Raw genomic sequence first — 14090 nt, forward strand, 5'->3', positions numbered from 1 at the left:
TAAAAAAGGAAAAACAGACTGCAAATAAATCTTCACAGTCTGCCCGAAATCTCTATTTTTTATTCTTTACAGTTCATCAATCTGCCAGTCGATTGGCTCTACACCATGCGCCTCAAGGAATTTATTGGTCTGGCTGAACGGTTTGCTTCCGAAAAATCCACGATACGCAGAAAGCGGACTCGGATGCGGTGCTTCCAGGATCAAATGGTTCGGATTGGTCAGCATTCTCTTTTTCATCTGTGCCGGTCTTCCCCACAGGATAAATACAATCGGCCTGTCCTGGGTATTGAGTACACGGATTGCTGCATCTGTAAATTCTTCCCAGCCAATTCCACGATGTGAATTAGCCTGATGTGCTCTTACCGTAAGAACCGTGTTGAGAAGAAGTACTCCCTGCTCCGCCCATTTCACCAGATTGCCGTGGCTTGGGATCGTACATCCCAAATCATCATGCAGTTCCTGATAAATATTCACCAGTGACGGTGGAATATCAACCCCTGGTTTCACAGAAAAGCTTAAACCCTCTGCCTGTCCATCTCCATGATATGGATCCTGACCAAGGATCACAACCTTGACATCCTTAAGCGGTGTCAGATGAAATGCATTAAAGATGTCATCTGCCGGAGGATATACCCGGTGTGTCCGGTATTCCTGATTCACTGTTTCAAACAGTTTCTTATAGTATGGCTTGGAAAATTCACCTTTCAGTGCATCCAGCCAGTCATTGTTAATTGCTGCCATATTCCCCACCTTTTCTCTACAGACGTACCGATACGCCTTTTTCTCTCAAATATTCTTTTACTTCTCTGATCTCCAGCTCTTTATAGTGGAACAGGGATGCCGCAAGTGCCGCGTCTGCCTTCCCCTCTTCACTGAGTGCTTCGTAGAAATGCTCCAGATTACCTGCTCCTCCAGATGCGATTACTGGAATTGATACATTTTCCGCGATCGTCCTTGTCAGCTCCAGATCGTATCCGGCCTTCGTGCCGTCACAGTCCATACTGGTCAAAAGAATCTCTCCTGCGCCAAGTGCTTCTACTTTCTTCGCCCACTCGACCGCATCAATTCCCATATCAATGCGTCCGCCATTTTTATAGATATTCCACCCACTGCCGTCTTCTCTTCTTTTCGCATCAATCGCGACAACCACGCACTGGCTTCCAAACTTCTCCGCTGCTTCCCGGATCAGTTCCGGTCGATTGATTGCAGAAGAATTGATGGAAATCTTGTCCGCACCTTCCCGAAGCAATGCCTTAAAATCGTCAACGGTCCGGATTCCACCACCTACCGTAAATGGAATAAACACACACTCAGCAACTTTACGCACCATGTCAACCACCGTGCTTCTGTCGTCCGAAGAAGCCGTGATATCCAGAAATACCAGTTCATCCGCACCTGCCTTATCATAAGCCTTCGCAATCTCAACCGGATCTCCTGCATCTTTGAGATCCACAAAATTCACACCTTTTACAACCCGTCCGTTCTTCACATCAAGACATGGGATAATTCTCTTTGTAAACACTGTCTGCCCTCCTACAATTCTACAAAATTTTTCAGTATCTGAAGTCCTGTATCACTGCTCTTTTCCGGATGGAACTGGCAGGCAAATACATTTCCCTGTTCAACCGAAGCATGAATATGCGTGCTGTACTCGGTTGTCGCTTTTACAATACTTTCATCTGTTGCTTTCAAATAGTAGGAATGAACAAAATATACATACGGCTCTTCAGGTAAATCTTTAAACAATCTGCCGTCATTCTGAAGCTTCAGAGAGTTCCATCCCATATGCGGGATCTTAAGTCCCGGACAGTCCGGAATTCTAAGGATCTCTCCTTTTAGAATACCAAGTCCCTCCACACCTGGCGTCTCGTCACTTCTTTCAAACAAAAGCTGGAGCCCAAGACAGATTCCAAGAAGCGGGATTTGTCTCTCTGCTACTTCACGAAGCACTTCATCCAATCCATATTTTTTCAGATTGTACATGGCATCGCCAAATGCACCGACTCCCGGAAGGATCACTTTATCGGCAGAAAGTATCTCTTCTCTGTCTCTTGTGATAACCGCATCCTCACCAAGATATTTTAACGCTTTTTCTACACTTTTAATGTTTCCTGCATCATAATCAATAATCGCTATCATCCGCATATCCTCACGATTTTTATATTCTTGTAGTTATTCAAAAGAGCTTTTTCCGCTCATGTCACAATCTTCTTCCCTGTGTCAATCAGTAATAAGCTCTTTTATAATGTACCACGTTACAGTGCGAATTGCAAGATTCGCGTTTATTTCATGTCCAGTTCAAACCAGAACTCAACACCATTGGTATGATTGATTGCACCGTATCCTTTTCCAAAGGAGTCCATGATCGCCTTCACAATGGAAAGCCCGATACCATTTCCACCGTATTCTCTGGTCCTTGCCTTATCAACCTTATAGAATTTCTCCCAGATATGTGGCAGATCTTCCTCCGGAATCGGCGTTCCGGTATTGAATACGGTAATTTTTGCCATATCATTTTCCTGGGTGATCTTGATCTCGATCACCTTCTCACCATCGATATGGTTCAGTGCATTGTTGACATAGTTCCGGACAACCTGCTCAACCTTAAACTCATCTGCCCAGACATAAACAGGGTTCTTGTGGCGGAAAATCACCTGTACTTCTTTCTGCTCGATCAGAATATCCAGACTCTGCAGGACACCCGAAATCAATGAAGTAATATCAAACCGTTCAAACTGTACATCATCCTCACCAAATTCCAGCTGGTTCAGGGCAAGTAGATTCTTCACCATCCGGTTCATCTTTCCTGCCTCGTCCATAATGACTTCACAGTAGAACTCCCGGCTCTCCGGATCATCATTGACTCCTTCTTTCAGGCCTTCTGCATATCCCTGGATCAGGGCAATCGGCGTCTTCAGTTCATGTGAAACATTCCCCAGGAATTCACTTCGCATATTTTCTCGTTTTTCTTTCTGCTCAATGTCTTTCTGCAATTTATAGTTGGCTTCTTTCAGATTGGAAATCGTCTTCTCAAGTCTTTCTGACATCCGGTTAAAGTTCTCTCCCAGTACACCGATTTCGTTGCTTCCGCCGCTGGTATATTTTGCATCAAAATCCAGATCGGCCATCTTCTGTGAAAGTGTTGCGAGCTCCATGATCGGCTCCGTGATCCTTTTTGAGAAATACCACGCAAGCAATACACTCACAAGAATCACACTTCCGCCGACGACTCCGATAAATCTGTTAAAAATCGTGACTGCCGAACGAATACTCTCCAGCGGGCTTCGCATGATAAAGATATCACCATTGTCAAAGTTTCCCCACATGGTCAGGTACTCTGTATTATTTTGCGGATCAACCGACTTGCAGATATCATAACTGTCCGTTTTTTCCAGAACCTCCTGATGATTCTTATCGTACAGATATCCGAAAAGCTGTACGACCATCATCTGTTTTTCTCTTACATTAGTATAAACCACATTGTATTCTGAATCGATGACTGCAATGGAAATATTATTTTTCTCTGTAAATCTTCCCAGGTCTTTTTCCGGTGTCTCAGAATTGATTGTCCCGTTCTCCACACCTTCCTGCACCATTGTATAGGCCTTTATAAATTCTGATTTCTTATTGGAAATATAATACTTCTCCAGAAAGCTTCCGTTGACGATCATAAATACAACGATCATAAACAGAATCAGACCTACAAAAACAGTCATCATCTGTCTTTTTATTGAATATTTCATGACTGTACCTCGAATTTATACCCCATACCCCAGATAGTCTTAATATAATCTCCTTTATCACCAAGTTTACTTCTCAGCTTCTTTACATGGGTATCAATGGTTCTGGCATCCCCGAAATAATCGTAATTCCATACATTATTAAGAATCTTCTCTCTTGATAAAGCGATCCCCTGATTCTCCACAAAATAAGTCAGAAGTTCAAACTCTTTGTAACTGAGTTCGATCGGCTTTCCATCGATCTTCACCATATGTGCTGCTTTATCAATCTCGATCCCGTCCGCATGAAGCAGATCATCCGAAGCAAGCGCATTGGTTCTGCGCAGAATCGCAGTAACTCTTGCAACCAGGATCTTCGGGCTGAACGGTTTGGAAATGTACTCATCCACACCGAGTTCAAACCCCTGAAGCTCGTCCCTCTCTTCACTTCTTGCGGTCAGCATAATGATCGGAACCTTTGATTCTTTACGGATCTCACGGCAGGTCTGCCAGCCATCCATATGCGGCATCATGACATCCAGGATGATCAGTGCAATATCTTTTTCCTCATAAAAAATGTCCATTGCTTCCATACCGTCTCCGGCTTCGAGTACAGCATATCCTTCTCTTTCCAGGAAATCGCGCACCAATTTGCGCATACGGCTTTCATCATCTACTACAAGAATTTTCAGTTTATCCATAACTCTCACGGGCTCCTTTTTATCACTTTATTTCTAATTATACACCAGAATAGCAGATAATTGTGTTCTTTATGTGAAAGACGAACAACAGGATCGTAGTTTCGTATTTATTTTTATCCCAAAAAGCCAAGATGCTCTAACAAAATCTTCAGACCAAGCAGAATAAGGATGACCCCACCGACAATTTCGGCTTTGTTCTTATAGCGGGCTCCAAAGACGTTACCAATCTTTACTCCGGCAAAGGAAATGATGAAGGTCACGATTCCGATAAAACAGACCGCCGGAATAATATTTACCTTAAGAAATGCAAAGGTAATTCCTATAGCGAGTGCATCAATGCTGGTTGCTACTGCGAGAAGGAACATGGTCTTCACATCCAGGCTTGCATCGGCTTCCTCTTCGTCATTGTCCAATGCTTCGTGAATCATATTTCCACCAATCAGCGCAAGTAATACAAATGCGATCCAGTGATCTATAGAAGCAATGGTTTCCTGGAACTGCGCTCCTAAAACATAACCAATTGCCGGCATCAATGCCTGAAATCCGCCAAACCATAAGCCAACGATAGCCGCCTTTTTGAAAGTGCACTTCGGCATAGCAAGTCCTTTACAGACAGAAACTGCAAATGCATCCATGGACAGCCCTACTGCAATCAAAAACAATTCAATTAAACCCATAATTTTTCTCCTTTTTAAAGCTAATCATCTTATCCAATGTGAAAATAATTGTCTGCGGCAATGCTTTGCCTGCACTTGGCTCATCGTATACACAAAAAAAGACTTATTCGTAGCATAAAATACTACGAATAAGTCTCATTATTTAAAGCTATGCCAGACAGCCATTGCTGTCAGTATGTTGACAAAGCTACGTCATCGCGCCAACTACTCCCTTATCGATAAAAATTATTATATCGGCCAGGTTCTTTTCTGTCAAGCCTGATTCTCTGCAAATTCAGATCAGACTCATTCTCCAAAATCAGCTTTTGACTGCTACGCCATGATCGGCTTTAATGCTTCTGCGAATTTGTCTTTCTTTGCCTGTGCTTCTTCCAGATCTTTTCCAAGTGTTGTGTAATAGATCTTAATCTTCGGCTCTGTTCCTGAAGGACGAACAATAACAGTCTCGCCATCTTCCAGTTTGTAGATCAGTACATTCGCAGAAGGAAGTCCGGTTTCTTCCGGTTTGGTGTAATCTGTAACAGATGCAACCTTGATTCCGGCTACTTCTGTGAGCGGATTCTTACGAAGGCCTTCCATGATACTTGCCATCTTGTCCATTCCGCTAAGTCCCGGGAATTCAAAGCTGTCTACTTTGTTCAGATAACGTCCGTACTGCGCGTAGATCTCTTCCAGTCTCTGCTTCAGTGAGCTTCCGATGCTTCTGTAGTAAGCTGCCATTTCGCAGATCAGCATAGATCCGATAACAGCATCTTTATCACGTACATACGGTCCTGCAAGGTATCCGTAGCTCTCTTCAAATCCAAAGATGAAACGGTCTACTTCTCCGGCTTCTTCAAGCTGTGCGATCTGGTCACCGATCCACTTGAATCCGGTAAGTACGCTTCTGAGTTCTACACCGTAATGCTCTGCAACTGCATCTGCAAGCGGAGTAGATACGATTGATTTTACAGCAACTGCTTTCTCAGGCATGGTTCCTTTTTCAATACGTCCTGCGCAGATGTAATCGAGAAGCAGAACACCGACTTCGTTACCACTTACCAGTTCGTAAGAACCATCCGGGCACTTCATTGCAATACCTACACGGTCTGCATCCGGGTCTGTTGCAAGCATCAGATCTGCATCTGTCTCTTTTGCAAGGTTAAGTCCAAGCTCCAGAGCTGCAAAAATTTCCGGGTTCGGATAACTGCAGGTCGTGAAGTATCCGTTTGGATATTCCTGTTCCGGAACGATTGTGATATCTGTGATTCCGATGTCTTTTAATACCTGTGTTACCGGAACAAGTCCTGAACCATTGAGTGGGCTGTATACCAGCTTCAGTCCTGCTGTCTTGCAAAGTCCCGGTCTTACCTGACGTGATTCGATTGCTTCATAAAGTGCCTTCTTGCAGTCATCTCCTACAAAACGAATCAGCCCTTTTTCTACACCTTCTGCGAAAGATATGTATTTTGCACCTGTGAGGACATCTGTCTTCTGGATCTCAGCATATACGATTGCTGCTGCATCATCTGTCATCTGGCATCCGTCCGGTCCATATGCTTTATAACCATTGTATTTTGCCGGGTTGTGGGATGCAGTTACCATAACACCTGCATTGCAGTTATAATAACGTGTCGCAAATGAAAGTGCCGGCACCGGCATCAGCGCGTCATAGATTCTGACATTGATTCCGTTTGCTGCCAGAACACCTGCTGCTGTCTTTGCAAATACATCACTCTTCAGACGGCTGTCGTAGCTGATTGCCACAGTCTGTGTGCCCCCCTGTGTCTTAACCCAGTTCGCCAGTCCCTGTGTTGCCTGACGTACTACATAAATATTCATACGATTCGTTCCTGCTCCGAGAACTCCACGAAGTCCTGCTGTTCCAAACTTCAGAGCTACAGCGAAACGATCTTTTATCTCTTCGTCATTTCCTTCAATTCTCGCTAATTCTGGACTCAGATCGGCATCTTCCAGATCTGCTTCCAGCCAACGTTTGTACTCTTCCTGATACATCTTGACCACTCCCTACTATAATTTGTTCTTATTTTTGTACATTTTGACAAAAATATACTTTAAATATACCATATCTTTGACTAACCCGCAATGATTTGGGTAAGAAAAGTCCGTTAAAACATTCTAAATTTCACAGCGTAAGTATTTTCATAATTTGTTTCATTTTACAATCCTGATAAAGTTCTCATTACCAGATCCACATCTTTGTTTTCCAGCTCCTGAATAATATGAAGATATGTTTTCTGTGTTGTCGTCATACTTGCATGTCCTAACCGGCGGGCAACACTGGCAATTGATACACCTGCAAACAGCAATAACGACGCATGTGTATGGCGAAGTCCATGAATTGAAATTTCAGAAATACCACATTTTTTGCAATGTCTGCTAAGTGCATCATTTACAGTAGAATTATAAATTTTTGATTTTCCTACAAAAATAGGTTTATCTTCAGGAAGTCTTTTTGTCAACTCCGAAAATTTAACTACGATTTGCCAGTCAATCTGAATTTTTCTTACCGAGGATTTATTTTTGGTAGGTAAAAATCCACCATTGCCTTTATAATCCCATGTTTTGTTTATCGATAATGTCTGTCTGGAAAAATCAAAATCCGCAGGTGTAATAGCAAGTGCCTCTGAAAAACGCATGCCAGTCTTTGCTACCAAAAGAATGAACCAGTCCCAGTTTGGTTCTTCTCCGATATCAAGATTATCAATCAGCGTATGAAGTTCAAACTGATTCAGATACTTTATCTTTTTTACTCTTGGTGTTTTTCCTTTAATGATTGCTTTTCTGGTTGGATCTCTTTCAATCATTCCTTCATCAACAGCATCCAGAATCGCACCTTTCAACTGATGATGGAAGTCTAAAGTCGTCTGCCTTTCATGCTCTTTTGCATAATCATTCAAAAGTTTCTGATATGCCGTTCTTGTCAATTCTGAAACTTTCAACTCTGGTATCAATTTTTCTACCCATTTTTGCGTCATTAAATATTTCGCCATCGTTGCTTCCCGGATCGCACCTCTTTTATAGATTTCTATCCACTGAGCATAATATTCACAAAAAAGCAGATTGTTTGTATCACTTCGCATAAGTTCCCTCCATTTCCTGAAATTACTTACGCTGATGCAAACATCTATAAATTTTCAAACACCTATACAGTTATCAGCAATGGCTTAATTTCCTCTTCCAGAATCATCCTTAAATCTGCCATCATCTGTGAAAAATATTTAAACTTCGGAAGTGGCTTTTCCTGTCCCGCTTTATATTTTGTGTAATCAACCGTTGCTTTAATTGCACTTTCATTCGGGATCTCACCATTTCTGTAATGCATTGCCGCATACATAACATCATCTTTTGAAGCACACCACGTACTGCAAAAATCTGCGATAACCGTATTTATACAATCCCTTTTCATGTTCTCTACAATATTAAGGATTGACTTTCCTCTGTACTTTGTATCATCTTCTTCAATATCTCCAATCAGATCACACATAATTTCTGCTACCTTGCCATTACTCTTTCGCAGTTCTTCAACATACTGCAGAACTTCCGCAATTTTTCTTTGTTTCTCCTCCGGCGATATTTCTTCTTCCTCTTCTGCTGGCGTAACAATATTCTGGATCAAATTGATAATATATTCGTAATCAATCTTTGTATTACTGTACGCCATCAATTCATAGTCCTGATCAATTTCTTCACCTGATTCCTCTTCTGAGCCGCCACCGTCCGGAGTTTCTTCATGAATTTCTTCCATAACATTTTTATAATGACCTACATACTCATCATATTCTTCTTCCGTAAATCCATATTCTTCAAGCATGGTGTCATCATATTTGGTAAATGATTTCAGCTGTGCAAACAGACTGTCAAAAGACTGGAACATTTTTGCAAATACTTTCTTTTCCTTCATAGACATTTTTGGAATGTCTGACGGATGTTCTGCACATACTTTTAAAGCTGCAAGCGCCTTACGAAATGCCGGTTCTATTTCTTCCCATTCTGCCAGAAGTGCTGTTCCTGTACTTCCTGCAGAATACAGCTTCACCGCATCATCCACACATTTCTTAAAAAGCTTTGGTGCCTGAAAAGTCACAATCTGTCCGTAGGTTTTGTTTTTATCGTAAATACGATTTGTCCTTGAAAATGCCTGAATCAAATCATGTGGTCCCATTGGTTGACGATCTATAAAAATAGTCGACATACATGGTGCATCGAATCCTGTCAAAAGACGATCAACCACAATAACCAGATCCAGTTGTTCATTTCTGCTCTTGAATTTAGCATCTTTTCTTGCCAGCCGTTTATTTAAATTGCTATTGTATCCCTGAATCTGTGAAATTTCAAACTTAGTGCCAAACATTCCATTGTAATCATCAAGAGACTGCTGCATTTTCTCCTGGTTTACATGTGATCCCTCTTCGTTTTCTGTTACCGAATAAGTAATTGCAAATTTAGGAAAATCCGGTAATACCTGTTTGATTTTCTCATCAATCACAAGTGAAGTGTCTCCATTTTTTACTTTTGTCAGCAAATCATAATATTTCTGTGCCATCTGAATAGAACTCGTAGTAAGGAGTCCTTCATAGGTTTGTCCTTTTCCATTTTGAAAGCCAAGCTTGTGATAAGATTTATTCAAAATGATATCTAATACACTTAACATATGTGTTTCGTTATCATATGCACTACTATCTGTTTCATCTGCAATATTTTTCGGACCATTATGTTCTACCTGGAATCCTAAGACAGCTTTGTCATGAATCGCATTCTGTATTGTATAACGGTGAAGACGTTCACCATATAATTCTTCGGTAGTTCTCGGCAAATCTCCCATCTGTGGATAAGGATTTTCAGCAAATCTCGGTGTGCCGGTAAATCCATACCATAAAGATCTGCCAAAAAATCGTTCCAGTTCTCTTTTTGTTTTTGGTGTAACTGCTCTATGGCACTCATCTACTACAAAAGCAATTTTCAAATTTTTAATTTTATTATATTCTGGCGTTCCTTCCTGAAGTCTCTTGCTTACAAGAATCTGCATCTTCTGAATCGTTGTAACAATCACCTGTCTGTCATCAGACCTGAGTTTTTTCTTAAGATCATTTACATTATCTGTCTCATCAACATCTACAAGGTCATTATTTGCATACGCCTGAAATGCCATTGTAGTCTGCGTATCCAGATCTTTTCTGTCAATCAGGAAAATCGCTTTATCAATTGCCGGAATATCCATCAAAAGATTTCTTGTTGCTTTATAGGAAGTCAATGTCTTTCCAGAACCGGTTGTGTGCCATACATAACCGGATTTTCCCGTCTTCGATGCCTCTCGGATCGACTCAATTGCATGAATCTGATATGGGCGAAGCAAAATCAGACGTTTTGCATCCTCATCCAGCACTGTATATCTCGCAATCATTTCATGCGCTTCCGGAATCCGAAGAACACTTTTTGCAAAATCAAGATAATTTGCCACCTGATTATTGTCTTTATCCACCCAGCCACTCATAAACTTCGGATTTAACTCTGTATCACTGGCTGCTGCAAAATATCTGGTATCAGCACCATTACTTACAACGAACATCTGAACAGCCGAAAAAATTCCAGCAAATTTTCCTTCGCTGATGTATTTTTTAATTTGATTAAACGCCTCCATGTAAGAATGCTGCTTATTCTTCAATTCAATATGTATCATTGGAAGTCCATTAATCATCAGCGTTACATCAAAACGCCGGTCTCTTGTCAAACTGATATTTTCATCATCTGTTTTTAACGCACTGTACTGATTGATTACTTCATAAACACTGCTGCCACCGGCAATATGTTCATGATTCATCACTACCAGGTGAAGTCTTTCCGTATCTCTTTGAACATGAACCTGCACTTTCCCATTCTCTCCAACCAGCCATTCACCTGCTTTATAAAATGAAGAAAACTGCAACTGGTTCTTTACCTGCTCAAATTCTGAGTCTGACAAAGGCTCCCCATTCAGCCTGTCTTTGTTATTCTGTTCAAGGATATATCTAAAATTCGCCCATAAATCTGCCTCTGTTTTCAAATCCTCCCTGTATGTCCACTGTGACTCACCGTAAATCAGCTGATCGATCAGTTTTTGTTCTATCATTGACTCCAACTCTGGCATGATTTTCTTCTCCTTTATGATTGTTATTGGAAATTATACTTTCTGGTTCTTCCTGTTTTTGGCATTTGGAAGCTGTTTATATATTCTTCTGTTGTCTGTATCTCGAAATCTTTAATTTTAAGATTCTTTAAATCTTTAAAATTATCCTCTATCTCATATATATTTACAATCGGCTTTTCCCCATAAATTCTTGCTACTCTTATTGCCATTTTTTCAGCCTGTTCTTCAATATCTGTCAACTAAAATCCCTGTCCAAAATCCTTGTATGGTCTGCACATTGCCAGATTTATATTATCAATCGCTATATTGCTCCCATGATACAATCTCATAATGTACCTCCATTTTTTTTACATAAAATTCCCAAATCTTCTAATATTGTTTCAAAATCCAGCGTATGTTCCACATCATAATTTTCTTTGATAAAAGCAATTCCTTTAAACTTGAAAAGATACTGAAATGCCTCTTTGCTACTTATCTGATACTTACGGGCAAATTCATTTACACATGCAATAGTAAAACCAATTTTTCTTTTCTATTCACTCATCAAAGCCACTTCCTTTCGGCATAAAACCAGGTCTATCTGTCACCTATTATTGTTCTAATCATAATATGACATCTGATTTTCTATATAAACATATTTTGTAACATAAATTTCTTAACGCTTCGCAATTCATCACACTTACGCTGGTGAAGAGTGATGAAGTGATCAAGACTATTAAAATACCTTCCAATACACTTCTGTTCATTTAATGACGGAAAGCAAAATTGCATCTTCCCAATTTCCTGAAAATTAAGACCTTCCCGACCACCTCCTGCCTGACTTGCATCAATCTGTTTCTGACCATTATCCGAAGATAAATTCAGTTGAATAAAATCAGGCTGATATCCTTCTGTTGGTCTAATAATACAAACATGCTGATTGACATTTGCGGACTCTAATCCTTTATATACGGCACTTCTTCCAATTGAAGCACCGGTTATATTCAGTAAAACATCATTGGTATAAACACGAGAGTTTGCCATTGATTCATCTGTTGTTTCATCAACGAAAACGATATCTGCAAAATCCACCTTATCACCGTTCACATTCTGAGATCTGATAAGTGGAATTCCCGTCTCAACATATGCACTTTTCCCACCTGAAGGAGTTTTTCCGCTACCAATTTTAACAGTGATATCCCCTAACTTACGCTGTTCCCAAGAATGCACTTTTTATAATTGTTCTCTTACCATCATCAACGCATATCCCAGTAAATTTTGTCCTCTCCATTTACTCCGATTATATCTATTTTCATCCTTCATAGATAATCCAATTCCCCAAATCTGATCTTTAACAGCACACTCTACCAAAATCGCATTATCAGTTCCTATAAGTTTCTCTTTTAAATCATGGTTTTGAGAAAATTTTGCAAGAAGTCCTTCATAAACAACAATCTGCCTTACTCCATTCCAAAAATTTTCATCATATCCTTTAACATCTCTTCCTAACTTCTTAATCTGTGCCACATCTTCTGTCTGCAAAATCTTATCTGCTATCTTTTTGTCTTGAAAACACTGTGCTTTCCGATACATCATAAATTGTTCCATAGAAGAAAAATCTATTCCATTTACACTAAACTGCACCGGATACCAATTACTCAAATATCCGTTTTCCTCATATGGATTATGAAAACAAATAATTTGCATTATTCTTCACCTACTTTTTTTACTGCCAAATCAAGTTCCAGATCATGTAATCCATAATACGCTTTTTTCAAAAAGTCTATCGGTACTTTCTGAACCACTTCTGCACTTGGGATATTGTAATACCATTGGTAATAAGCATAAAACTCGCCAATCCAATCTGGCATAAAACCTTTCAGTCCCTCACCATTCTTTAGCGTATATTGTTCCGTTTTCAAAAAATATTCCCACAATTCTTTGCAATCCATAGTATTTACATAAGCCTGTGCTTCATCAATACTTTTTCTTGTATTACTTTTCATGTAAGTCTTAATAAATTCTTCCGTATCTTTATCTGGGAACTCCTGTGCTACAAAGTCAAACAACTTTCCCTGTGTTTCCACGACATCACTTAAATAATCTTCTGCATATGCTCTCATCATCATCTCTCCCGTTCTAAAGCAATGTACTGAATACTTTCGTTACCTTGTTTGCATCAGAATCTACCAATTCCCGCATTCTTTGTCTTGCTGATATATCTCGCTGATTATATTTTTCTCTAAACTCTGTATAATCAACAGACAATAATCCTTCTTTTACTTCCTGCAATTTTGAATATGCTAATTCAGATTTAATACAATATTGAATTCCCAAGCCACCTAAAGATAAAAGTTCTTCCAAAATATCAATGTCAATATTATCTCTCACAAATTCTTTTGCAATATAAAAGTATGACGCATTAGCTCTCCAGCCTTTTATAACATCATATCCACTTGTATCAATTCCATATTTGTCAATAAATCTCTTAGATAGCATTCGATAACGTTTGGAATCTGCTGCATCTCTATGCTTCATCAACTCTGCTAGCCATGAAAGTACATCTTTTTCTTGAAAATTCAGAATTTTCAAATCATCCGTATCCAATTCATATTGATGAACCCAGCCATTCATAACATTCGGTTTACAAACCGCCCATTCTTTTGCAAGATCTATATTTCCAGTTAAATAAAAGCCCATTCCATAATCATGCTTTTTTTCACCAAGTCCATATGTCGGCACTACAATTTTTTCAGAAGTTCCATGAAATAACGTTATTTTTCCCATTGTTTCACCTTTTTCCTTATACAAACATGTTCTGTAGCATATATTTTTTTATTTCTTTTAATTCATTACACTTTCGTTGGTGAAGGGTGATGAGGTGGTC

The 14090-nt window shown here is 39.9% G+C and carries 16 protein-coding genes; all 16 read right to left on the reverse strand.

The genetic code is table 11. The features are described from left to right. Positions 1 to 66: 66 nt before the first annotated feature. Positions 67 to 741, reverse strand: a complete 675-nt coding sequence (locus PGR14_RS15275) for a uracil-DNA glycosylase (protein WP_022220126.1) — start codon at positions 739 to 741, stop codon at positions 67 to 69. Positions 742 to 757: 16 nt separating this feature from the next. Beyond that, the gene (gene hisF, locus PGR14_RS15280) at positions 758 to 1522 is read right to left on the reverse strand and encodes an imidazole glycerol phosphate synthase subunit HisF (protein ID WP_195367913.1); all 765 of its coding nucleotides are present in this window, start codon (positions 1520 to 1522) and stop codon (positions 758 to 760) included. Between the two features lie 11 nt (positions 1523 to 1533). After that, positions 1534 to 2139 carry an imidazole glycerol phosphate synthase subunit HisH gene (hisH, locus tag PGR14_RS15285; protein ID WP_022220127.1) on the reverse strand — a complete coding sequence of 202 codons (606 nt, stop codon included), beginning with the start codon at positions 2137 to 2139 and terminating at the stop codon, positions 1534 to 1536. A 143-nt stretch (positions 2140 to 2282) separates the two neighbouring features. Further along, on the reverse strand, positions 2283 to 3743 hold the full coding sequence (locus PGR14_RS15290; RefSeq protein ID WP_270223661.1) for a sensor histidine kinase: 1461 nt from the start codon (positions 3741 to 3743) through the stop codon (positions 2283 to 2285). Further along, a complete protein-coding gene (locus tag PGR14_RS15295; protein ID WP_022220129.1) occupies positions 3740 to 4420 on the reverse strand; it encodes a response regulator transcription factor in 681 nt (226 codons plus the stop codon). Before PGR14_RS15295 ends, PGR14_RS15290 begins: the two co-directional genes overlap by 4 nt. Before the next feature lie 113 nt (positions 4421 to 4533). Further along, entirely contained in the window at positions 4534 to 5097 is a 564-nt protein-coding gene (locus PGR14_RS15300; RefSeq protein WP_270223662.1) for a manganese efflux pump MntP, read from the reverse strand. Positions 5098 to 5409: 312 nt separating this feature from the next. Further along, on the reverse strand, positions 5410 to 7092 hold the full coding sequence (locus PGR14_RS15305) for a phospho-sugar mutase (RefSeq protein ID WP_173686509.1): 1683 nt from the start codon (positions 7090 to 7092) through the stop codon (positions 5410 to 5412). Between the two features lie 164 nt (positions 7093 to 7256). After that, a complete protein-coding gene (locus tag PGR14_RS15310; protein WP_055261804.1) occupies positions 7257 to 8180 on the reverse strand; it encodes a site-specific integrase in 924 nt (307 codons plus the stop codon). Between the two features lie 62 nt (positions 8181 to 8242). Continuing rightward, positions 8243 to 11224 (reverse strand): type I restriction endonuclease subunit R, EcoR124 family, encoded by a 2982-nt coding sequence (locus tag PGR14_RS15315; RefSeq protein WP_270223664.1) that lies wholly within the window; start codon positions 11222 to 11224, stop codon positions 8243 to 8245. A 23-nt stretch (positions 11225 to 11247) separates the two neighbouring features. Then, complete coding sequence (locus PGR14_RS15320; protein ID WP_270223665.1) at positions 11248 to 11463, reverse strand: hypothetical protein; 216 nt, start codon at positions 11461 to 11463, stop codon at positions 11248 to 11250. Further along, positions 11464 to 11553 carry a DUF3990 domain-containing protein gene (locus PGR14_RS15325; RefSeq protein WP_270223666.1) on the reverse strand — a complete coding sequence of 30 codons (90 nt, stop codon included), beginning with the start codon at positions 11551 to 11553 and terminating at the stop codon, positions 11464 to 11466. Further along, positions 11550 to 11747: a DUF3791 domain-containing protein gene (locus PGR14_RS16330; RefSeq protein WP_334304297.1), complete on the reverse strand. Its 198-nt coding sequence runs from the start codon at positions 11745 to 11747 to the stop codon at positions 11550 to 11552. Before PGR14_RS16330 ends, PGR14_RS15325 begins: the two co-directional genes overlap by 4 nt. Positions 11748 to 11848: 101 nt before the next feature. Continuing rightward, positions 11849 to 12433, reverse strand: a complete 585-nt coding sequence (locus tag PGR14_RS15335; protein ID WP_270223667.1) for a restriction endonuclease subunit S — start codon at positions 12431 to 12433, stop codon at positions 11849 to 11851. A gap of 3 nt (positions 12434 to 12436) precedes the next feature. Continuing rightward, entirely contained in the window at positions 12437 to 12910 is a 474-nt protein-coding gene (locus PGR14_RS15340; RefSeq protein WP_270223668.1) for an NADAR family protein, read from the reverse strand. Then, positions 12910 to 13329: a hypothetical protein gene (locus PGR14_RS15345; protein ID WP_334291831.1), complete on the reverse strand. Its 420-nt coding sequence runs from the start codon at positions 13327 to 13329 to the stop codon at positions 12910 to 12912. The genes PGR14_RS15340 and PGR14_RS15345 overlap by 1 nt, the downstream gene beginning before the upstream one ends. Positions 13330 to 13342: 13 nt before the next feature. Beyond that, on the reverse strand, positions 13343 to 13990 hold the full coding sequence (locus tag PGR14_RS15350; protein WP_117823491.1) for a DUF3990 domain-containing protein: 648 nt from the start codon (positions 13988 to 13990) through the stop codon (positions 13343 to 13345). Between the last annotated feature and the right edge of the window lie 100 nt (positions 13991 to 14090).

Origin of the sequence: Coprococcus sp. AF99-45 (assembly GCF_027663865.1) — a bacterium.
Lineage (GTDB): Bacteria > Bacillota > Clostridia > Lachnospirales > Lachnospiraceae > Allocoprococcus > Allocoprococcus comes.